This is a genomic window from Polaromonas sp. P4_F6 (genome assembly GCF_056401275.1).
The window spans coordinates 451,312-470,704 of sequence record NZ_JBFUJQ010000001.1; the positions used below are offsets into that span (position 1 = coordinate 451,312).

At 66.5% G+C, this 19,393-nt stretch carries 17 protein-coding genes; 5 read left to right on the plus strand and 12 right to left on the minus strand.

Features of this window, described 5'->3' with window-relative positions; all coding sequences use genetic code 11:
- Positions 1-20 precede the first annotated feature (20 nt).
- On the plus strand, positions 21-842 hold the full coding sequence (locus AC1DUN_RS02135) for an IclR family transcriptional regulator (protein ID WP_477712499.1): 822 nt from the start codon (positions 21-23) through the stop codon (positions 840-842).
- A gap of 215 nt (positions 843-1,057) precedes the next feature.
- Here AC1DUN_RS02135 and AC1DUN_RS02140 read toward each other — a convergent pair whose 3' ends face one another.
- The gene (locus AC1DUN_RS02140; protein ID WP_477712500.1) at positions 1,058-1,951 is read right to left on the minus strand and encodes a LysR family transcriptional regulator; all 894 of its coding nucleotides are present in this window, start codon (positions 1,949-1,951) and stop codon (positions 1,058-1,060) included.
- Positions 1,952-2,050: 99 nt separating this feature from the next.
- On the opposite strand from AC1DUN_RS02140, the gene AC1DUN_RS02145 reads away from it, so the two are divergent.
- From AC1DUN_RS02145 to amaB, 3 genes are read left to right on the plus strand one after another with little or no spacing between them, the layout of a single operon-like run.
- Positions 2,051-3,079, plus strand: a complete 1,029-nt coding sequence (locus AC1DUN_RS02145; protein WP_477712501.1) for a 2-oxoadipate dioxygenase/decarboxylase family protein — start codon at positions 2,051-2,053, stop codon at positions 3,077-3,079.
- Positions 3,076-4,302 carry an aminotransferase-like domain-containing protein gene (locus tag AC1DUN_RS02150; RefSeq protein WP_477712502.1) on the plus strand — a complete coding sequence of 409 codons (1,227 nt, stop codon included), beginning with the start codon at positions 3,076-3,078 and terminating at the stop codon, positions 4,300-4,302. Before AC1DUN_RS02145 ends, AC1DUN_RS02150 begins: the two co-directional genes overlap by 4 nt.
- A gap of 30 nt (positions 4,303-4,332) precedes the next feature.
- Positions 4,333-5,844 (plus strand): L-piperidine-6-carboxylate dehydrogenase, encoded by a 1,512-nt coding sequence (gene amaB / locus AC1DUN_RS02155; RefSeq protein ID WP_477712503.1) that lies wholly within the window; start codon positions 4,333-4,335, stop codon positions 5,842-5,844.
- A gap of 7 nt (positions 5,845-5,851) precedes the next feature.
- On the opposite strand, the gene hpaI is transcribed toward amaB, so the two are convergent.
- The 5 genes from hpaI to AC1DUN_RS02180 all read right to left on the minus strand — a co-directional run bounded on the left by hpaI (position 5,852) and on the right by AC1DUN_RS02180 (position 11,419).
- The gene (gene hpaI / locus AC1DUN_RS02160) at positions 5,852-6,655 is read right to left on the minus strand and encodes a 4-hydroxy-2-oxoheptanedioate aldolase (RefSeq protein WP_477712504.1); all 804 of its coding nucleotides are present in this window, start codon (positions 6,653-6,655) and stop codon (positions 5,852-5,854) included.
- A 42-nt stretch (positions 6,656-6,697) separates the two neighbouring features.
- On the minus strand, positions 6,698-7,657 hold the full coding sequence (locus AC1DUN_RS02165; RefSeq protein WP_477712505.1) for an NAD(P)-dependent oxidoreductase: 960 nt from the start codon (positions 7,655-7,657) through the stop codon (positions 6,698-6,700).
- 4 nt (positions 7,658-7,661) lie between these two features.
- Positions 7,662-8,663, minus strand: coding sequence for a Bug family tripartite tricarboxylate transporter substrate binding protein (locus AC1DUN_RS02170; protein ID WP_477712506.1), 1,002 nt, complete (start codon positions 8,661-8,663; stop codon positions 7,662-7,664).
- A 156-nt stretch (positions 8,664-8,819) separates the two neighbouring features.
- Entirely contained in the window at positions 8,820-10,373 is a 1,554-nt protein-coding gene (locus tag AC1DUN_RS02175) for a UxaA family hydrolase (RefSeq protein ID WP_477712507.1), read from the minus strand.
- Positions 10,374-10,402: 29 nt separating this feature from the next.
- Positions 10,403-11,419, minus strand: coding sequence for a tripartite tricarboxylate transporter substrate binding protein (locus AC1DUN_RS02180; protein ID WP_477712508.1), 1,017 nt, complete (start codon positions 11,417-11,419; stop codon positions 10,403-10,405).
- Positions 11,420-11,575: 156 nt separating this feature from the next.
- Between AC1DUN_RS02180 and AC1DUN_RS02185 the strand changes: the two genes are divergently transcribed.
- Complete coding sequence (locus AC1DUN_RS02185; protein ID WP_477712509.1) at positions 11,576-12,568, plus strand: LysR substrate-binding domain-containing protein; 993 nt, start codon at positions 11,576-11,578, stop codon at positions 12,566-12,568.
- A gap of 40 nt (positions 12,569-12,608) precedes the next feature.
- Here the strand turns inward: AC1DUN_RS02185 and AC1DUN_RS02190 are convergent, their stop codons facing one another.
- The 6 genes from AC1DUN_RS02190 to AC1DUN_RS02215 all read right to left on the minus strand — a co-directional run bounded on the left by AC1DUN_RS02190 (position 12,609) and on the right by AC1DUN_RS02215 (position 19,392).
- Entirely contained in the window at positions 12,609-13,391 is a 783-nt protein-coding gene (locus tag AC1DUN_RS02190; protein WP_477712510.1) for an enoyl-CoA hydratase, read from the minus strand.
- A 47-nt stretch (positions 13,392-13,438) separates the two neighbouring features.
- Positions 13,439-14,263 carry an acyl-CoA thioesterase gene (locus tag AC1DUN_RS02195; protein ID WP_477712511.1) on the minus strand — a complete coding sequence of 275 codons (825 nt, stop codon included), beginning with the start codon at positions 14,261-14,263 and terminating at the stop codon, positions 13,439-13,441.
- A 28-nt stretch (positions 14,264-14,291) separates the two neighbouring features.
- Positions 14,292-15,170 (minus strand): alpha/beta hydrolase family protein, encoded by an 879-nt coding sequence (locus AC1DUN_RS02200; protein ID WP_477712512.1) that lies wholly within the window; start codon positions 15,168-15,170, stop codon positions 14,292-14,294.
- Between the two features lie 78 nt (positions 15,171-15,248).
- Positions 15,249-16,448 (minus strand): acetyl-CoA C-acyltransferase, encoded by a 1,200-nt coding sequence (locus AC1DUN_RS02205; RefSeq protein ID WP_477712513.1) that lies wholly within the window; start codon positions 16,446-16,448, stop codon positions 15,249-15,251.
- 23 nt (positions 16,449-16,471) lie between these two features.
- Positions 16,472-16,978 carry a DUF4442 domain-containing protein gene (locus tag AC1DUN_RS02210; RefSeq protein ID WP_477712514.1) on the minus strand — a complete coding sequence of 169 codons (507 nt, stop codon included), beginning with the start codon at positions 16,976-16,978 and terminating at the stop codon, positions 16,472-16,474.
- Positions 16,978-19,392, minus strand: a complete 2,415-nt coding sequence (locus AC1DUN_RS02215) for a 3-hydroxyacyl-CoA dehydrogenase/enoyl-CoA hydratase family protein (protein ID WP_477712515.1) — start codon at positions 19,390-19,392, stop codon at positions 16,978-16,980. Before AC1DUN_RS02215 ends, AC1DUN_RS02210 begins: the two co-directional genes overlap by 1 nt.
- Between the last annotated feature and the right edge of the window lies 1 nt (position 19,393).

Here is a 19,393-nt window from a genome sequence, read left to right on the forward strand (position 1 = left end):
ATTCCGCCAAAGGAGAGACTGTGAAAGACGAAGACAATAGCTCCAGCAGCGTGCAGCGCGCCTTTTCCATTATTCGGGCCTTGGCCGCGACCCAGGCCAAGGGCGGGCGCATCACCCACATCGCCAAGGCCACGGGCCTGACCCAGGCCACCACCCACCGCATCCTGCAAAGCCTGGTGGCCGAGCGTGTGGTGGAACAGGAGGCCAGCTCCAAGCTCTACCGTTTGAGCATCGAGTTTTTTGCGCTGGCCGCCCAGGCCGGCAATGCCATGGACCTGCGCGGCCTGTGCCGGCCGTCCATGCTGCGCCTATGCGCCAGCCTGGGCGACACCATCTTTTTGCTGGTGCGCAGCGGCTTTGACGCGGTCTGCCTGGACCGCAGCGAGGGGCCTTTCCCGATACGCTCCTTCACCGGCGACATAGGCGGGCGCGTGGCCCTGGGCATGGGCCAGGGCAGCCTGGCCATCCTGGCCTTTCTGCCCGAAACCGAACGCGAGGAAGTGATCCGCTACAACCTGCCGCGCGTGCGCGAGTTCGGCGTGTATGACGAGGTCTACCTGCGCACCGAGATCGAGCGCGTGCGCGAGCTCGGCTACGCCGGGCGCAACACCAACCTGCTGGACGGCATGGCCGGCGTCGGCGTGCCGGTGCTGGACCGCGACGGCCGCGCCGTCGCCGCGCTCAGCGTGGGCACGATTTCCTCGCGCCTGAGCCCGGACCGCCTGCCCACGGTGGTGGAACTGCTCAAGCGCGAGGCCACGGCCATAGGCGCGCAGATCAATCCGTTTGACAGCACCTTGCGCCGGCCCGCGCAAAGCCTGGCGCCTGCTGACAAGATATGAATTTATCCGCAGATTTCGCAGATTTACACAGATTAAAAACCGGATCTTTTGTCATCAAGACTTGACCCTTGCCTTCTATATGCCGATCACATGAGTTTCTTCATGATTGTCTTTATCTGCGTAAATCTGCGTAATCTGCGGATAAAAATTTCATTCGCAAATTGAAAACAAGGCGTCTGCAACAAAACCAGATGGATTTTTGAGCGGCTGCCGGTTCAGGGCGCTGCGGCCTGGTCGCGCAACCATGCGCGCAACTGCACCAGCGGCCGCCAGCGGGTTTTCTGCGAAGGCCAGACCAGGTAGTAGGCGAAGTCCGAACTCAGCGAGAGTTCAAAAGGCACGGCCAGCGTGCCGTCGGCGATGTCGTCGGCCACCAGGAAGCGCGGCAGCACGGCCAGGCCCAGCCCGGCCTTGACGGCCTGCGCGATCATGGAGAACAGCTCGTACTTGGGGCCGGCACCGGCGCCCTGCGCGTCGTCAATGCCGGCCAGCTGGAACCAGTCGCGCCAGGCGTGCGGGCGCGTGCTCTGGTGGATCAGGGTGAAATTGAGCACGTCGGCCGGCTCGCGCAGCCGGCGCTCCTGGATCAATGCCGGGCTGCAGACCACCACGCTGTCCTCGCCCATCAGGTATTCCGATTCCGTGCCCGGCCAGTCGGGCCGGCCGTAGTGGATGGCGGCGTCCAGCCCCGTCAATGAAAAATCAAACGGCTGCAGGCGGGTCGCCAGGTTCAAGGTCACATGCGGGTGCGCCTTCAGGAAGGACGGCATGCGCGGGATCAGCCACTTGGTGGCAAAGGTCGGCACCACGCCCAGCTCCAGCGTGCCGCCCTCGCCTTTGGACGAGACCAGATCCAGCATCGCGGCCTCCAGCGCATCCAGCGCCGGGCTGACCCGCGCCAGCAGCGAGCGGCCGGCGTCGGTCAGCTCCAGCTGGCGCGGCAGGCGGCGAAACAGGCTCACGTCCAGTTCCTGCTCCAGCCCCAGGATCTGGTGGCTGACCGCGCTCTGGCTGACCGAAAGGTCTTGCGCCGCCAGGGTAAAGCTGCCGCGGTGGGCGGCCGCCTCAAAAGCCAGCAGGGCCTGGGTGGAGGGGATTTTTCGGCGCATGACATGAATATATCTCATGCATCCATCGAAATTGATCCTTTGTCGCCATGGGCCAAATTGCCGAGAATCCGGCTTTCACCCGCCATAAATACGCCTGAAATGACCCACCTCCAGAAATTGCTTGCCGCCTGCCTTCCGCCCGAAGCCGTCCAAACCATTCATGAACAGATGTACGTTCATCCGGGCCTGCAGCAGGCCGCGACGGGCAGCGTGAGCCGCGCGGAATTGGCCCAGGCACTGAATATGGCGCTGTTCCACGGCCTGGTGCTGCGGGTGCCGGCGGGGCAGGACTACATCGCCAGCGACGTGCTGGGCCAGCAGCGCAAGGTGGTGTTCGACCACGGCGCGCTGCGCACCGTGCGCTGGCCCAGCGGCGCCCTGCCGGCCGGCGAGGCGGCCTTCACGCGCGTGCTGCGCCCGCTGGGTTTTGAGCTGCAGGGCACCTACCCGCTGCCGCGCCTGAAGATGACGGGCCGTGCCTACAGCCACCGCGATTTCCCCGAAGAGATTGCGCAGTTTTTTGTCTCCGAGCTGCACCCCGAGCAGTTCTCCGCGCCCTTCCAGTCCGCCGTCACGCGCGTGCTGTCGACCTCGCGCGACCCGCTGGGCCCGCAGGACATCGCCGACCTGGAGCAGCTCACGCGCGACGGCGTGCTGCCGCTGGCGCAGGCGCTGCGCCTGCTGCCGCAGCTGCTGCAGTGTTTTGGCCGCCAGCACGGCGTGTTCGCGATGGACGACTACGAACTGCTACTGGCCGAATCCGCCGAGATGGCCTGGATTTCCACCGAGGGCAATGCCTTTAACCACGCGACCGACCGCGTGGACGACGTGGATGCGGTGGCGGCACGCCAGCGCGCGCTGGGCCGGCCCATCAAGGACAAGGTCGAGGTCTCGGCCAGCGGCCGGGTGCGCCAGACGGCCTTTCGCGCCGCCAGCGTGCAGCGCGACTTCATCACGCCCGAAGGCCGCGTCTGGCGCGAAGTGCCCGGCTCGTTTTATGAATTCATCACGCGCGATACCTTGCACACGGCCGGCGCGGCCAACGACCCGGTGCAGCCGCGCCTGGACCTGGCTTTTGACGCCGGCAATGCCACCGGCATTTTTGGCATGACGGCCGCCCGCGCATGACCGCCGCGCGCGGGCCGCTGCGCCCGCTCTACGCGCAGGCCAGCGGCTCGCCGATACGCGCCATGCTGGCGCTGGCCGGCCGCGAAGGCATGGTGTCACTGGCCGGCGGCCACCCCGACCCGGCGCTGCTGCCGGCCGGATGGCTGCGCGAATCGCTGCTCGAGGTGGCAGGCACGCTGCAAGGCCGCAGCCTGCAATACGGTGCGACCGAGGGCCTGCCCGCGCTGCGCGAAGCCAGCGCGGCGCTGCTGCGGCAACGCGGCCTCAAGGCGCAGGCAGAGGATGTGCTCATCACCACCGGCTCGCAGCAGGCCATAGACCTGCTCGCGCGGGTGCTGGTCGAGCCCGGCGAAGGCGTGGCCGTGGAATCCTTTAACTATCCCGCCGCACTGCAGGCTTTTCGCTTCGCGGGCGCGCGCCTCGTGGAAGTGCCGACCGATGCGCAAGGCATGGACGTCGAAAAGCTCGAAGCCCTGCTGCGGGCCGAAAGCCCGCGCGTGCTGTATGTGGTTCCCAACTTCGCCAATCCGACCGGCGCCGTGATGCCGCTGGCGCGCCGCCTGCGCCTGCTGGAACTCGCCGCGCAATACGGCGTGACGCTGCTCGAGGACGATCCCTACGGCGAACTCTGGTTTGGCGCGGCGCCGCCGCCCTCACTCGCGCAACTGAACCAGCAGGCCGGCTCGCCCGCGCAGGTCGCCTACATGACCAGCTACTCCAAGGTGGTCGCCCCGGCCCTGCGCCTGGGTGTGCTGCTTGCGCCGACCGACATCGCGCGCGGCGTGGTGCTGGCCAAGCAGGCGGCCGATGTGCACAGCGGCTCGCTGGAGCAATTGACGCTGGCGGCCATGCTGGCTTCCGGACGCCTGGATTCACACATGGACATGCTGCGCCCGGCCTATGCCGCGAAAGGCGATACGCTGGACCAGGCCTTGCGCACGCATTGCGGCGGCCTGCTCGAGTTTGACAAGCCGCAGGGCGGCATGTTCATATGGGCAAAGCTCTCCAGCGCACTGCCGCTGCTGCCCACCCAGGCCTGGGTGGACTTTGGCCTGGCCAACCAGGTGCTGGTGGTGCCTGGCGCCGCCTTCAGCATCAGCGGCGCCGCACAGCCCTGGCTGCGCCTGAGTTTTGCCAACCCCGCGCACCAGGCGCTGCGGCAGGGCGCCGAACGCCTGGGCCGCGGCCTGCGCGAGCTCGCCGCCAAAGCCGCGAACAACTGATTTCAAGACACACCAAGAAAGGACTTCATCATGAGTCACGCCAACGACGTTTCATCCCTCTTCAAAGCCCTGGGCCTGGGCGCTGAACTGAACAGCAAGGCAGCCTCGGCCATCACCGTGGCCACGCCCATAGACGGCAGCCAGTTGGCCCGCGTGGCTGTGCACAGCGCCGCCGAGGTGGATGGCGCGCTTAACGCTGCCCACCAGCGTTTCACCGAATGGCGCAATGTGCCCGCACCCAAACGCGGCGAGCTGGTGCGCGCCTTCGGCGAGACCGTACGCCGACACAAGGCCGAACTGGGCCAGCTGATCTCGCTGGAAACCGGCAAGATCCTGCAGGAAGGCCTGGGCGAGGTGCAGGAGGTCATAGACATCTGCGAATTCGCGGTCGGCCTCTCGCGCCAGCTTTACGGCCTGACGATTGCCAGCGAGCGCCCCGACCACAAGCTGCTGGAAACCTGGCATCCCGTGGGCGTGGTGGGCATCATCTCGGCCTTTAACTTCCCGATGGCGGTGTTCGCCTGGAATGCCGCGCTGGCCCTGGTCTGCGGCAACACCCTGGCCTGGAAACCTTCGGAAAAAACCCCGCTGTCGGCCATCGCGCTCAACGGCCTGCTGCTGCAGACGGCCAAAGACCTGGGCCTGGCCACCGAAGGCCTGAGCGAGTTGCTGATAGGCGAACGCGCCACCGGCGAGGCCCTGGTGAATCACCCGCATGTGAAACTGGTCAGCGCCACCGGCTCCACCGCCATGGGCAAAAACGTGGCCATCGCCTGCGCGGGCCTGTTCAAGCGCTCGCTGCTGGAACTGGGCGGCAACAACGCGGCCATCGTCGCCCCTTCGGCCAACCTGGAACTCGTGGTGCGCGGCGCGGCCTTCGCGGCTGCCGGCACCGCCGGCCAGCGCTGCACCAGCTTGCGCCGCCTCATCGTGCACCGCTCCATCTACCCGGAACTGGTCAAACGCCTGGTCGCCGTGTTTGAACGCCTGCCGATTGGCAACCCGCTCAAAGACGGCACGCTGGTCGGCCCGCTGATAGACGGCCGCGCGTTTGAGGCCATGCAGTCGGCGCTGGCCGAGGCCAAAAAGCTGGGCGCCCAGGTGCACTTCGGCGACAAGCAGCCCGGCGAGGGCACGGCCCACTATGTGCGCCCCGCGATTGTGGAACTGAAAGAGCAGGCCGGCCCCATGCTGCACGAGACCTTCGCGCCCATCCTTTACGTCGTGCCTTACGACAGCTTTGAAGACGCGATCGCGATGAACAACACGGTGGCGCACGGCCTGTCATCGGCCGTCTTCACGCAGGACCTGCGCGAGGCCGAACTCTTCACCTCGGCACGCGGCTCGGACTGCGGCATCGCCAACGTCAACATAGGCACCAGCGGCGCCGAGATAGGCGGCGCCTTCGGCGGCGAGAAAGAAACCGGGGGCGGCCGCGAGTCGGGATCGGATTCGTGGAAGGCCTATATGCGCCGCGCGACGAATACCGTCAACTACGGCTCAAGCCTGCCGCTGGCCCAGGGCATACGCTTTGATATTTGATATCTAGTCAGTAGGCCGCGCCGGGCGCGGCCGGCTGCACGGCGCCGGATGGCACAAGGTCCGAAGCCAGGCGCCTGGCGGCGTTGGCATAGACCAGGACGTCGACGCCGACGGCCACAAACGTGCAGCCCAGCGCCAGGTAACGCCTGGCCAGCGCCGGGTCCGAGGTCAGTGTGCCCGCCGCTTTGCCCGAAGCGATGATGGTTTTCATGGCACCCTCGATCGCGGCCTGCACCTCGGGGTGGCCGGGCTTGCCGCGGTGGCCCATGGAGGCGGCCAGGTCGGCCGGGCCTATAAAAACGCCGTCCACGCCCTCCACCGCACAAATGGCCTCGAGGTTGCCCAGGGCCGTCACGGTTTCCGCCTGCACCAGCAGGCAGACTTCGTCATCCGCTGCGTCGAGGTAGTCGGTGCGCGCGCTCCAGCGCGAAGCACGCCCCACGGCGCTGCCGACGCCGCGGATGCCCAACGGCGGATAGCGTGTGGCGCTGACCATGGCGCGCGCCTGCTCGGCCGTGTCGACCATGGGGATCAGCAGGTTGTGTGCGCCTATGTCCAGCAATTGCTTGACCAGTGGCACCTCGCCGGCCACCGCGCGCACCACGGGCTGTGCGCGGTAAGGCGCCACGGCCTGGAGCGCGGCCAGCGTGCTACGCACATCGTTGGGTGCATGTTCGCCGTCGATCAACAGCCAGTCGAAGCCGGCCGTGGCGCTGACCTCGGCAAGGTAGGGATCGGCCATGGAAAGCCACAGACCCACCTGGGGCCGGCTGGCAGCGAGAGCAGTTTTGAAGGGATTGTTGGCGGGCATGGAAGTGTCGGGTCCGGAAATAAAAGGAGCGGCCGGGCCGGCTCAAGCCGCCACGAGATGACGGGCGGGCAAGGTGCCGGTGGCCAGGTAATCCACGATGTTACGCGCGGTGATGTTCGCCACCTGCAGGGCCGCGTCGCGGGTGACGCCCGCGACATGCGGCGTGAGCAGCACATTGGGCAGCGCCAGCAGCGGGTGGCCGGCAGGCAGCGGCTCGGTGTCAAAGGTATCCAGCCCGGCACCCTCCAGCTGGCCGGACTGCAAGGCCTCCAGCAGCGCGGCTTCGTCCACGACGGGGCCGCGCGCCGTATTGATGAGCAGGCTGCCGCGCCGCATGAGCGACAGTTCGCGCCGCCCGATCAGGCCGCGTGTGCGTTCGGTCAGCGGGCAGTGCAGGCTCAGGATGTCGACCTGCGCCAGAAGGCGGTCCAGGTCGGGCTCCGTGGCATGGCTGTCCGCTTGCCCATGGGGGCGCAGCACCAGCACCCGGGCGCCGAGCGCGGCGGCAAGCCGCGCCGTGCTGCGGCCTATGCTGCCGTAGCCCACGATGCCGACCACGGCACCGCGGAAATCGCGCCCTTGCCAGCTGCTGTCGGCCCAGCGGCCGCCGCGCACCATGTTGTCCAGCAAAGGCAATTGCCGTGTCAGCGAAAGCATGAGCGCCAGCGCGTGCTCGGCCACGGCATCGGCATTGGCGGCGGGCGCTACGGCGACGGCAACGCCGCGCTGGCGGGCGGCGGCCAGGTCCACGCTGTCCACGCCCGCGCCGTTCTTGGCGACGATCTTCAGCGCCGGGGCGGCGGCCAGCACGCGCGCCGAAATGGGCTTGGAGCCCCGTAGCACCACAGCCTGCGCACCGGTGGCCGCCAGGCGCGCCGCCAGCAGGTCTTCGGTCACGGGATCGGGCAAAAAGGTGATCTGCCCGCCCGCGCCGCGCACGATGTCTTGCGCGGACGGGGCCCAGTGGGCAGCGGTGACGAGAACCTGGAAAGTGGCGTCCATGGGCTCAGTCTATGCGGATGCCGCTGGCGGTAATGAGCTTGCCATAGCGGTCCCATTCGTCCTGGGTAAAGCGGGCCAGGTCTTGCGGCGGGCCGGGCTGGGTCCGCACGCCCAGGTTGCCGAATTTTTCCAGGACGTCGGGCTGCTTGAGCACGGCGACAAGCGTCGCGTTAAGGCGGCTGATGACTTCCTTGCTGGTCTTGGCGGGTGCGTACAGCGCATACCAGGCATTGACTTCAAAGCCGGGGTAGCCCGCCTCCGAGAAAGTGGGGACGCCCGCCAGTTCGGGCAGGCGGGACGGCGCCGCGACGGCCAGGGCCCGGACCTTGCCGCCCTTGATCAGCGGCGCGGCGCTGGTCAAGGTATCCAGGATCATGTCGAGCCGGCCGCCCAACAGGTCCATGGTGTGCGCGTTGCCGCCCTTGTAGGGCACATGGCTGATCTGGATGTGCGCGCTTTGCTTGAACAGCTCGGCCGCCAGGTGCAGCGGGGAGCCGTTGCCGGCGGAACCATAGTTCAGCGTATTCGGCTGACGCCGCGCGGCTTCGACCAGCGAGCGCAGGTCGGTGTAAGGCGATTCCTTGGCGACGATCAGCACCATGGGCACCACGCCTATGGTGCCCACGGGGGTGAAGTCGGCGATGGCGTCATAACCGGGCTTGGCATAGAGGTGCGGGCTGACGGCGTGGCTCGCCAGCGAGCCCAGCACCAGGGTGTAGCCGTCGGGAGCGGCCTTGGCCGCCGCGGCGGTGCCGATGGTGGTGCCGGCGCCGGGGCGGTTGTCGATGATGACCGGCTGCTTGAGGCTCTCGCCCATCTTTTGCCCCACCAGGCGTGCCACGGCATCGTTGGCACCGCCGGCGGGGTATGGCACCAGCAGGGTCAGCGGCTTGCTGGGATAGTCGCTTTGCGCGTGGGCCGCCGGGCTCAGCGCGCAGGCGGCCAGGGCCGCCAGCAACAGCATGCGGCGGGCGATGCGCCGCACGGCGGGAGTAAGGCTTGGCATGGTCATTGTCTCCTTGTGTATTTTTCAAACGGTCTGGCGCTTCGAGGGCCTTTCAGGCGGATCGCCTCGGCCGGCCCTCCGGCCGCTTGCCATGTGCCGCCCGTCGGGCAGCCCCTGGCGGGATGCTTGATGCGCAGTCGACAGCTGTTGCGCCGCTCAGCTGACGATGCCCAGGTGCCAGGGCACAAATTCGTGGTCGCCCAGGCCCAGCGCCTCGCTCTTGGTCGGCTCGCCCGAGGCGTGGCGCAGGATCTCCTCAAAAATCCGCCGGCCCATCTGCGCGACGTCGAGCTCGCCGTCCAGGATGGCGCCGCAGTTGATGTCCATGTCCTCCTCGAGGCGCTTGAACATGGCCGTGTTGCTGGCCAGCTTGATCGTGGGCGCCGGCTTGGAGCCGAACATGGAGCCCCGGCCGGTGGTAAAGCAGATCAGGTTGGCGCCGCTGGCAATCTGGCCGGTCGAGGCCACCGGGTCGTAGCCGGGCGAGTCCATGAAGACAAAGCCGTTCTGGGTGATAGGCTCGGCATATTCATAGACCGCCTGCAGCGGCGTGGTGCCGCCCTTCATGGCCGAGCCCAGCGATTTCTCGAAAATATTGGCCAGCCCGCCGGCCTGGTTGCCGTGCCCCACCACGCCGTTGAACTGCGCGTTGTGGCCCGCCGTGTATTTTTCCCACCAGGCCAGCCGGTCCAGCAGCTTCTGCCCCACTTCGGGCGTGACGGCGCGGCGGGTGAGCATGTATTCGACGCCGTGGATTTCAGGGGTCTCCGACAGGATGGCGGTGCCGCCGTGGCGCACCAGGATGTCCATGGCCGCGCCCAGCGCCGGGTTGGCCGTGATGCCGGAAAAACCGTCCGAGCCGCCGCACTCCAGGCCTATCTTCAGGTGGCTCGCCGGCACAGGCTGGCGCCTGGCCGCATTCGCTTCAGGCAGCATCTCCAGAACGGCGGCGATACCGGCCTCTATCGTGGCGCGGGTGCCGCCGACCTCCTGCATCACCATCGTGCGCATCAGCTTGCTGGTCTCCAGGCCCTGCGACTCCACCAGCGACGACACCTGGTTGCGCTCGCAGCCCAGGCCGACGATCAGCACACCGGCCAGGTTGGGGTGACGCGCATAGCCGGCCAGGGTGCGGCGCAGCACGTCGAAATGCTCGCTGGGAGACGACATGCCGCAGCCGCTGGTCTGGGCGAAGGCCGCCACGCCGTCCACATGGGGGAAGGCCGCCAGCCGCTCGGGCGTGAAGTGGGCCGCGATATTCTTGATGACGGTGGCCGAGCAATTGACCGAGGACAGGATGCCGATGAAATTACGGGTGCCCACGCGGCCATCGGGGCGCACAAAACCCATGAAGCTGGCACGCTCGGCCTGCGGTACATAGTCCACCGGCCGCACGTCCTGCCCGAAAGCCGGGTCGCGCTCAAAGTCCACCAGCGCCATGTTGTGCGAATGGACGTAGTCGCCCGCCTCGATGTCGCGAGCGGCCACACCGATCACCGTGTCGTACTTCAGGATGCGCTCGCCCCGCGCGATGCGGCGGGCCGCGATCTTGTGCCCCGCGGGCACCTGCGCGCGCACGCGCGCGCCGATTTCCGGCAACTCCTGGCCCAGCGACAGCGCGGTTTTGGCGACCAGCACGTTGTCGTTGGCGTGCAGGCGGATCAGCGGGCTGACGGTGGATGAAGTAGCGGAAGTGGTGGTGGCGGTCATGGTTGCGTTCGGCGTTTGACGCGGAGCTCCTAGCTCTTCATCAATTCCTTGAGCTTGAGTTTGTCGATCAGGGTGGTTTCTTTCTGGTACATGGCGGCCACGTATTTTTCGTAGTCGGGGCCGTCCAGGTAAAGCACGGGCGCATCTATCCTGTCGGCCACCTGCTTGAACTCGGGGCTGGCCACGGCCACACGGAAGGCCTCGCGCAGCTTCATCGCGACGGCCGGGTCCAGGCCCTTGGGCGCGCCTATGCCGTTGGGCGCGTCGACCACGACGTTGTAGCCCAGTTCCTTGAGCGTGGGCGCGTCCTTGAAGCGCGAAGCGCGGCGTTCGCCCCAGGTGGCCAGCAGCCTGAGCTTGCCCGCCTCAACGTGCGGCGCCCAGGAACTGGAATCGGCCAGCAGGTCCACATGCCCGCCGAGCACGGCCTGCAGGGCCTCGGCACCGCCCTTGTAGGGGACATGGTTGAACTGGATGCCCGCGGCCAGCGCGAACTCTTCCATGCCCACGTGCGTGGCGCCGCCGACGCCCGCGTGGGCATAAGTCAGCTTGCCGGGGTTGGCCTTGGCAAAGGCGACGAGCTCCTGCAAGGACTTGAAGCGCGATTCCGCGGGGACGGCCATGCCGAAAGTCTGGCCCGAGGTGCGGGCCAGGTAGGTCAAATCCTTGAGCGGGTCCAGCTGCAAGGTGCCCAGCTGCGAAAAGCGCGTGACGGAAATCGGAACCTGGCCGATGGTGTAGCCGTCGGGCTTGGCGGAGGCCATGGCCCGGGTGCCGATCATGCCGGAAGCGCCCGCCTTGTTTTCCACCGCGATGGCCTGGCCCAGCACGCGCGAAGCGACCTGGCACAGGGCGCGCATGGACTGGTCGGCGGTGCCGCCCGCGGGCCAGGGGCAGATGAAGGTGAGGGGCCGCTCGGGATAGCCCTGGGCCGCGGCGCCCAGGGGTTTGGCCAGCGCCGCAGCGCCGAGCGCGGCGCCACCGACCAGCAGGCTGCGGCGCCTGGCGCTGAAGGGAAAAAGGGAATCCTGGGGAGAAATTGTCATGGGTTTGTCTGCCTCTGGGTGGATGCTGCGCGCGGTATGTGCGACGGCGGTGGCGGCTGCTTTGCGCATTTCTTGTTCCCCGATTCTTGTCGGCTTCCTCATAACAATCCAATCGAATTTCAGAATCGCTTCATAGCCTTTCGGTTAACATGATTCATGACCCAGATAGACCGCGCCCTGCGTTCCAACATCAAGCTGCGCCATCTGCAGCTGCTGGTGGCGCTGGACCAGTTCCGCCACCTGGGCCGGACCGCCGAGTTCCTGTCGGTCAGCCAGCCCGCCGTCTCGAAAATGCTCTCCGAGGTCGAGAGCATGCTCGAGCTCACCCTGTTCGACCGCTCCACCCGAGGGACAGAACCGACCTCCAGCGGCCAGGCGCTGATCCGGTTTGCCCGCTCGGTGCTGGCCGAATACGAGCGCACGCGCGACGAGATTTCCGCGGTGGCCAGCGGCGCGGCCGGACGCACGCGTGTGGGCGCCATGGTGGTGGCCATGCCCGTACTGCTGGCGGGCGCCGTCAAGCTGCTCAAGCAGCGTTCAACCCTGGCGACCGTGCTGGTCGAGGAAGGTGACCTGACGCGGCTGTTGCCCCGGCTGCGCATGGGCGAGCTGGACCTGTTCGTCGGCCGCCTGGAGCCAGGCTACGCCGCCCCCGACCTGGTGACGGAGGCGCTGTTCGACGAGCCCATGGTGGCCGTGGTCAAACACGGCCATGCGCTCATGCGCCAGAAAAAACCGGGCTGGAACGACCTGGCCGGCATGCCCTGCGTGCTGCCCCCGCCCTGGGCATCGCTGCGCGTGAAGCTCGAACAGACTTTTTTCCGCCACGGCCTGAACCCGCCCAGCGACATCATCGAGACATCGTCCTTCCTGGCACTGAGCACCTTTGTGCAGCAGCGTGACGCGGCCGGATTCCTGGCGCGCTCGGTCGCTCTGCACTTCCAGCGGGAAGGTTTGTTCGACGTCCTGGCTATCGAGGTTCCGATTGAGCTGCCGCCCATAGGGCTCATCACCGTGCGGGGCCGGCGCTTGACGCCCAGCAGCGAGCAGTTGATGGCCTGCCTGCGCCTGACCGCGGAATCCATCCGGCAATCCGATCCGCAGCCCAAGGCTCGCAAGCCGGCGGCCAGGCGGCGCAGCTTGGTGTGAATCCTTCCCCCGCTGGGGGAAGGAATGAGAAACGCAGACTTCAGACGGCGCTGAAGTCCGGTTTGCGCTTGTCCAGGAAAGCCGAAAACGCTTCGCGCGCAGCCGGCTCACCCAGCATGCAGCCGAAACTCGCGCCCTCTTCGGCCATGCGCTCGGCCACCAGGGTGGCGTTGCCTTTTTTCATGAGGCGCTTGGTTTCCATCAGCGCGCTCAGCGGCTTGGCGACCAGTTTTTGCGCCTGCCGCTGCGCCAGTGCATTGGCTTCGGTGGGGGGCACGATGCGGTTGATCAGGCCGATTTCGAGCGCGGTCTCGGCCATAAAGGGCTCGCCCAGCAGCAGCGCCTCGGCCGCGCGCGGGTAACCCATGAGCTGGGGCACCAGCAGGCTGGACGCCGCCTCGGGGCACAGGCCCAGGTTCACAAAAGGCATGGAGAAGGCGGCGTTGTCGCCCGCATACACCAGGTCGCAGTGCAGCAGCAGCGTGGTGCCTATGCCGACGGCCGGGCCGCAGACCGAGGCCACCAGCGGCTTGGGAAAGCTGCTGATGCCGCGCAGGAAGCGGAACACCGGCGAGTCCTGCGTTGCGGGCGGCTTGTTCAAAAAGTCGGCAATGTCGTTGCCGGCCGAAAAAATCGTCTCATGGCCCTGGATCACCACCGCGCGCACCGCCGCGTCGTGGTTGGCAGCCTCCAGCGCATCGGCCATAGCGCCGTACATGGCGGAGGTGATGGAGTTTTTCTTGTCCAGGCGGTTCAGCGTGATGGTCATCACGCCGGCGTCGACATGGCTCAGGATTTCGGGGATAGGGGTGGAAGTGGTCATGGTGTTTTCCGTTGAGACGCCAAGTGTAGGGGCCTGAGAAGTCGCAGTTATTCTTTGTAGTAGACAACCTGCGTGCTGGTGGCCAGCAGCACGCCGGCTTCGCTCCACAGCTGCGCCGTCTGGTCGAAAAAGCCGTTGCGAAAGACCTGGGCCTTGGCCTGGCCCAGCAAAAAGCCGTCGCCGCATTCGGCAAGCTGCCGGCTGTCCGCATGGAAGTAGGTGGTGATGGAGACCGTGCCGGCCGGCACACGCGTGGCGCGGCGCAGCCAGACGCGCGGGTAGAACACGTCGGACATGGCAGCCAGCGCCGGAAAGTCCAGCGGGCGCGGCGGGTCGTCGCGTACCCACAACTGCGTGAGGCTGTCCACGCCGCTGCCGTCCCAGACCTGCGGGATCACGCCGCGCACCGGCCGCATGTCGTAGCGATTGGTCCAGGCCGATGTGGCAAAACGCAAGCGGCCCGTCGCATCGGCCAGCGTCACCGCGGGCATGGGCGTGTCGTTAAGGCTCCAGGTTTCGCGGCGTACCGCCGTGACGGCCGTGGCCGTCATCACGGCGCCGGCGGCATCGCCATCCTGCGACAACTCCACCGTCCAGTGCTGGGTGGAGCGGTTGGTGCGCGCCGGCCTGGCCGTCACGCTGAAGGGCCCTTCGGCCATGGCCGCCGCGTAGTTCACCGTCAGCGCCACCGGCTCGCCCAGCAAGGCCGGGTGCAGCAGGATGGCGCGCAAGGCCGTGGCCGCCGTGGTGCCGCCGAAGGGCCCCACCATGTTCCAGTAATCGGGGCTGCTGTGGCCCAGCCAGGTGTCCGGCCTGTCGGCGCCGGCGGCTGTTAGCCGCAGCGCCTGGTCAAAAGAATGCATGCTTGTCATACCGGCAAGTTTGCACGAACTTCGCGACTCAGGCCGTCGTCCTGGCGACGCCGGCCATGCCTTCGATGATTTGCTGGGCGCGCGGCCACAGGGTGTTGTTGAACTGCTCGCGAAAGAAGCCGAAATGGCCTATGCGCTTGACCTTCAGGTCCGCCGGCGCGATGCGCTCAAAGGTGCGCGGCGCATTGGCATAGAGGTTGATCAGGTTTTGCGTGCCGCGCCAGGTCATCAGTTCATCGTCGGCGATGGACAGCGCCGTGACCGGGAAGCTGACTTTGCCGTAACTCAGGCGTGCGCTTTCGCCCTCGGCGCCCACGCTGTACTGCGGGTTCAAGCACCACTTGCGCCACTGCATCATCACGCCGGCCGGCAGGTCGCCGACCTTGCGCAGCGAGCGCCCCGGGAAATAACCGAAAAGCCGCGTCGCCAGCGGCACCAGCACGTACCAGAAGTACAGAATCATGCGCCTGAGCTGGGGGGCGTTGTCGCGCCAGTAGCCGCTGCCCGCCGCGATGCTGACCATGCCGTCAATCTTGTGCTGGTTCTTGAGGAAGCCCGGCAGTTGCGCGCCCAGGCTGTGGCCCAAGAGGTAAAGCGGCGCATCGGGCAAGGCCGCCTTGGCGGCATCGACCACGGCCTCGTAGTCGCCGGCCCAGTCCAGCAGGTCGGCCTTGAAGCCGCGCAGGCTGCCACTGGCCGTGGCCGGCAGCGAGTCGCCCGAGCCGCGGTAGTCAAAAGTCGTGACGCGAAAACCCTGGCTGGACAGCCACTGCGCAAACGGCGCGTAGTAATGCTGCCGCACGCCCATGGCCCCGCCTATGACCACGCTGGTGTGGGCGGCGAGCGTTGCGTCATAGACCCGCAGAGAGAGTTGCGAGCTGCCTGCGGCCAGAGTCTGGATTTGCATAAAACCTCCAAAAAGATCAGCAATCACCGTTCACACAACAACGGTCCCAACCACTACGGCCTCAAGAGCGCAGTGGCCTCACACCCGCTCGAAAATACCTGCCGCTCCTTGGCCCATGCCCACACACATCGTGACCATGCCGTATTTGAGCTGGTGGCGATGCAACGCATGAATCACGGTCGCAGCCCGGATCGCGCCCGTCGCACCCAGCGGATGCCCCAGCGCAATCGCGCCGCCCATGCGGTTGACCTTGGCCGGGTCCAGCTTGAGCGTGTTGATCACGGCCAGCGACTGTGCGGCAAAGGCTTCGTTCAACTCTATCCAGTCCATGTCGTCCTGCGTGAGGCCGGCATAACGCAGGGCGGCGGGAATCGCCTCGATGGGGCCTATGCCCATGATTTCAGGCGGCACGCCCTTGGCGGCGTAGCTCACAAAGCGCGCGAGCGGCTTGAGGCCGAACTGCTTGACCGCTTTTTCGCTGGCCAGCACCAGCGCACCTGCGCCGTCGGAAGTCTGCGAGCTGTTGCCGGCAGTCACCGAGCCGCGCGCGGCAAACACTGTCTTGAGTTTGGCCAGGCCTTCGAGCGAGGTGTCGGGGCGCGGGCCTTCGTCCAGGCTCACGGTGCGGGTCTTGGCGACCACCTCACCGGTTTCCAGGTTGGCCGTGCGGTCGGTCACTTCGACGGGCGTGATCTCATTGCTGAACTCGCCGGCCTGCTGGGCCTTGATGGCCTTGAGGTGCGATTCGAGCGCGAACTGGTCCTGCGCCTCGCGCGAGACCTTCCACTGCTGGGCCACCTTCTCGGCCGTCAGGCCCATGCCGTAGGCAATGCCGACGTTTTCGTCGTTCATGAACATATTGGGCGACAGCGAAGGCGAGTTGCCCGACATGGGCACCATGCTCATGCTTTCGGTGCCGGCGGCAATCATCACGTCGGCTTCGCCCACGCGGATGCGGTCGGCCGCCATCTGGATGGCCGACAGGCCCGAGGCGCAGAAACGGTTGACGGTGATGCCGCCCACACTGGTCGGCAGGCCGGCCAGCACCGCGCCTATGCGCGCCACGTTCAAGCCCTGCGGGCCTTCGGGAATCGCGCAGCCGCAAATAATGTCTTCAATCGCTTTCGGGTCCAGCGAGGGCACTTGCGCGAGCGCGGCCTGCAGCGCCTTGACCAGCAGGTCGTCGGGCCGCGCGTTGCGGAAATAGCCCCTGTGCGAGCGCCCTATGGGCGTGCGCGTGGCGGCGACGATGTAGGCTTCCTGGACTTGTTTGGCCATGATGGTTTCCTTCAATTTCTCGGTTAACTTTTCCGCGGGCCGGAGGGAATCCAGGCCCAGACAAATTCGCATTCCACCGGGTTCACACCGGCCTCATCGGTCACCACGACCGGCACCTTGACTTCACCCTTGTCGCTGGCCTGCATGGCCGCGCGCTGTTCGTCGCTCAGCGTGGCCACGGCGCGCAGGGCACCGGTGGCGCGCTTTTTGAACGCCATCTTGAGTTCCTTGGCCAGCGGGATGCAGTCGTCGCGCACATTCATGCCCACCACCATGCCGGTGGCGGTTTCCGCCAGCAGGTTCATGGCCGAGGCGTGCACGCCGCCTATGTGGTTTTGCACCTTCTTCTCGTTTTTGATGCCGATCTCGACCCGGCCCGTGCCCATTTCGAGGAAGTCCAGGCCGGCGGTGCCGGTGAAGGGCACGGCGCGGCGCAGCACCACGCTGCGAAACCAGGGGCGGGCAAAAGCCGGCACTTCATCGAGCCGCTGCAGTTGCCGCGCCAGGCGGTTGGGTGATTGATCGTTCATCAGTTACGGACCGGTTTTCCGGTGCTCATCATTCCCATGATCCGCTCTTGCGTTTTCGGGTGTTCGAGCAAAGAGCAGAAAGCCTTGCGCTCCAAGGTCATCAAATACTCTTCCGTTACCAGGGTGCCGGCATCGACGTCGCCGCCGCAGACCACACCCGCGATCAGGCTGGCGATGTGGAAGTCGTGGGCGCTGATAAAACCGCCGTCGCGCATATTGACCAGCTGGCCCTTGATGGTGGCCAGGCCGTTGCGGCCCACCACCGGGAACTGGCGTTTGAGCGGCGCGCGGTAGCCCGAGTTGAACAGCGCGCGCGCCTCGTTGAGCGCGACAAACAGCAATTCATCCTTGTTCGGCACGATCACGTCGCTGTCGAGCAGGTAGCCGATCTTGCGGCTTTCAATCGCGCTGGTGCCGACCTTGGCCATGGCCGCGGCCGTGAAACCCTCGGTCAGGAAGGGCAGGATGTCTTTGTTGGTCGAAGTGCTGGCGTTTTCCGCGGCGCGGCGCGCGATGTAGGCCAGGCCGCCCGCGCCGGGCACCAGGCCCACGCCGACTTCCACCAGGCCGACGTAGCTTTCCATCGCGGCCACACGTTTGGCCGAGTGCACCGCCATTTCGCAGCCGCCGCCCAGCGCGATGCCGCGAATCGCCGACACCACGGGCACAGCCGCGTAGCGCAGCTTGAGCATCACGTTCTGCAGTTCGGCCTCGGCCCCTTCGATGGCCTTGGCCCCGCCCATCATGAAGGCCGGCAGCATGGCCTGCAGGTCGGCGCCGGCCGAGAACATCTCGTCGTTGGACCAGATGACCATGCCCTTGTAGCTTTTCTCGGCCAGGTCCACGCCCATGGCCAGGCCCTCGGCCACGTCGGGGCTGATGGCGTGCATCTTGGTCTTGATGCTGGCGATCAGCACATCATCGTTCGCACCGCCCAGCGTCCAGAGGCGTATCGCGTCGTCCTCATGCAAGGTGGTGCCGGCCGTCTCGAACGCGGGCGCATTCGAGCCCAGCACGTCTTCGGGGAAAAACTGGCGCTCGTACACCGGCAGCTTGCGGCGCGGGATGAATTTTTTGGCCGAGGGGCTCCACGAGCCTTCGGCCGTGTGCACACCGCCGGCCTCGGCCACCGGGCCCTTGAACACCCACTCGGGCAGCGGCGCCTTGGACAGCGCCTTGCCGGCGTCAATGTCTTCCTGTATCCAGGTGGCGACCTGTTTCCAGCCGGCCTGTTGCCAGAGCTCGAAGGGCCCCTGCTTGGAGCCAAAGCCCCAGCGCATCGCGAAGTCGATGTCGCGCGCGGTTTCGGCAATGCTTTCCAGGTGCACGGCGGCATAGTGGAACTGGTCGCGCAGAATGGCCCAGAGGAAGCGCGCTTCGGCGCCCTCGGCTTCGCGCAAGAGCTTCAGGCGCTCGCCCGCGGGCTTTTTGAGCATGCGGCCGACAACTTCATTGGCCTTGGCGCCGGCCGGCACGTATTCCATGCTCTCCGGGTCCAGGCGCAGGATGTCGCGACCCTGTTTTTTGTAAAAGCCGGCGCCGGTCTTCTGGCCCAGGCTTTTGGATTCCAGCAGCTTGGCCAGCACCGGCGGCGTGCCGTAGATATCGGAGAACGGGTCTTCCACCTTGCCGGGGCCCAGGTTGTCCTGCAGCGTCTTGATGACGTGGGCCATGGTGTCCAGGCCCACCACGTCGGCGGTGCGGAAGGTGCCCGAGCTCGCACGGCCCAGCTTCTTGCCGGTCAGGTCGTCGACCACGTCGTAGGTGAGCTTGAAGGCTTCGGCTTCCTTGATGGTGGCCAGCATGCTGGCGATGCCCACGCGGTTGGCGATGAAGTTGGGCGTGTCGTGGGCGCGTATCACGCCCTTGCCCAGCGCGCTGATGACAAAGGCTTCCAGGTCGTCCAGCACCTTGGGTTCGGTGGTCGGTGTATTGATCAGTTCCACCAGCGTCATGTAGCGCGGCGGGTTGAAGAAGTGGATGCCGCAAAAACGCGGCTTGATGGATTCGGGCAGCGCCTCGCTGAGCTTGGTGATCGACAGGCCCGAGGTGTTGCTGGCGACGATGGCGCCATCGGCAATGAAAGGCGCGATCTTGTGGTACAGGTCCGTCTTCCAGTCCATGCGCTCGGCAATCGCCTCGATGATGAGGTCGCATTCGTGCAGCAGCTCCATGTTCTCTTCGTAGTTGGCCTGCTGGATCAGCGCCGCGTCTTCCGGCACGCCCAGCGGGGCCGGCTTGAGCTTCTTGAGGCCTTCGACCGCCTTGATGACGATGCCGTTCTTGGGACCTTCCTTGGCGGGCAGGTCGAACAGCACCACCGGCACCTTGACGTTGACCAGGTGGGCGGCGATCTGCGCGCCCATGACGCCGGCGCCGAGCACGGCGACTTTTTTGACTTGGAATCGTGACATG

Excerpts from the sequence above, each read along its gene's own strand:
- AC1DUN_RS02140 (WP_477712500.1), bottom strand. The coding sequence starts at position 1,951 with ATGCGCCGAAAAATCCCCTCCACCCAGGCCCTGCTGGCTTTTGAGGCG.
- AC1DUN_RS02145 (WP_477712501.1), top strand. The coding sequence starts at position 2,051 with ATGACCCACCTCCAGAAATTGCTTGCCGCCTGCCTTCCGCCCGAAGCC.
- AC1DUN_RS02150 (WP_477712502.1), top strand. The coding sequence starts at position 3,076 with ATGACCGCCGCGCGCGGGCCGCTGCGCCCGCTCTACGCGCAGGCCAGC.
- amaB (WP_477712503.1), top strand. The coding sequence starts at position 4,333 with ATGAGTCACGCCAACGACGTTTCATCCCTCTTCAAAGCCCTGGGCCTG.
- hpaI (WP_477712504.1), bottom strand. The coding sequence starts at position 6,655 with ATGCCCGCCAACAATCCCTTCAAAACTGCTCTCGCTGCCAGCCGGCCC.
- AC1DUN_RS02165 (WP_477712505.1), bottom strand. The coding sequence starts at position 7,657 with ATGGACGCCACTTTCCAGGTTCTCGTCACCGCTGCCCACTGGGCCCCG.
- AC1DUN_RS02170 (WP_477712506.1), bottom strand. The coding sequence starts at position 8,663 with ATGCCAAGCCTTACTCCCGCCGTGCGGCGCATCGCCCGCCGCATGCTG.
- AC1DUN_RS02175 (WP_477712507.1), bottom strand. The coding sequence starts at position 10,373 with ATGACCGCCACCACCACTTCCGCTACTTCATCCACCGTCAGCCCGCTG.
- AC1DUN_RS02180 (WP_477712508.1), bottom strand. The coding sequence starts at position 11,419 with ATGACAATTTCTCCCCAGGATTCCCTTTTTCCCTTCAGCGCCAGGCGC.
- AC1DUN_RS02185 (WP_477712509.1), top strand. The coding sequence starts at position 11,576 with ATGACCCAGATAGACCGCGCCCTGCGTTCCAACATCAAGCTGCGCCAT.
- AC1DUN_RS02190 (WP_477712510.1), bottom strand. The coding sequence starts at position 13,391 with ATGACCACTTCCACCCCTATCCCCGAAATCCTGAGCCATGTCGACGCC.
- AC1DUN_RS02195 (WP_477712511.1), bottom strand. The coding sequence starts at position 14,263 with ATGACAAGCATGCATTCTTTTGACCAGGCGCTGCGGCTAACAGCCGCC.
- AC1DUN_RS02200 (WP_477712512.1), bottom strand. The coding sequence starts at position 15,170 with ATGCAAATCCAGACTCTGGCCGCAGGCAGCTCGCAACTCTCTCTGCGG.
- AC1DUN_RS02205 (WP_477712513.1), bottom strand. The coding sequence starts at position 16,448 with ATGGCCAAACAAGTCCAGGAAGCCTACATCGTCGCCGCCACGCGCACG.
- AC1DUN_RS02210 (WP_477712514.1), bottom strand. The coding sequence starts at position 16,978 with ATGAACGATCAATCACCCAACCGCCTGGCGCGGCAACTGCAGCGGCTC.
- AC1DUN_RS02215 (WP_477712515.1), bottom strand. The coding sequence starts at position 19,392 with ATGTCACGATTCCAAGTCAAAAAAGTCGCCGTGCTCGGCGCCGGCGTC.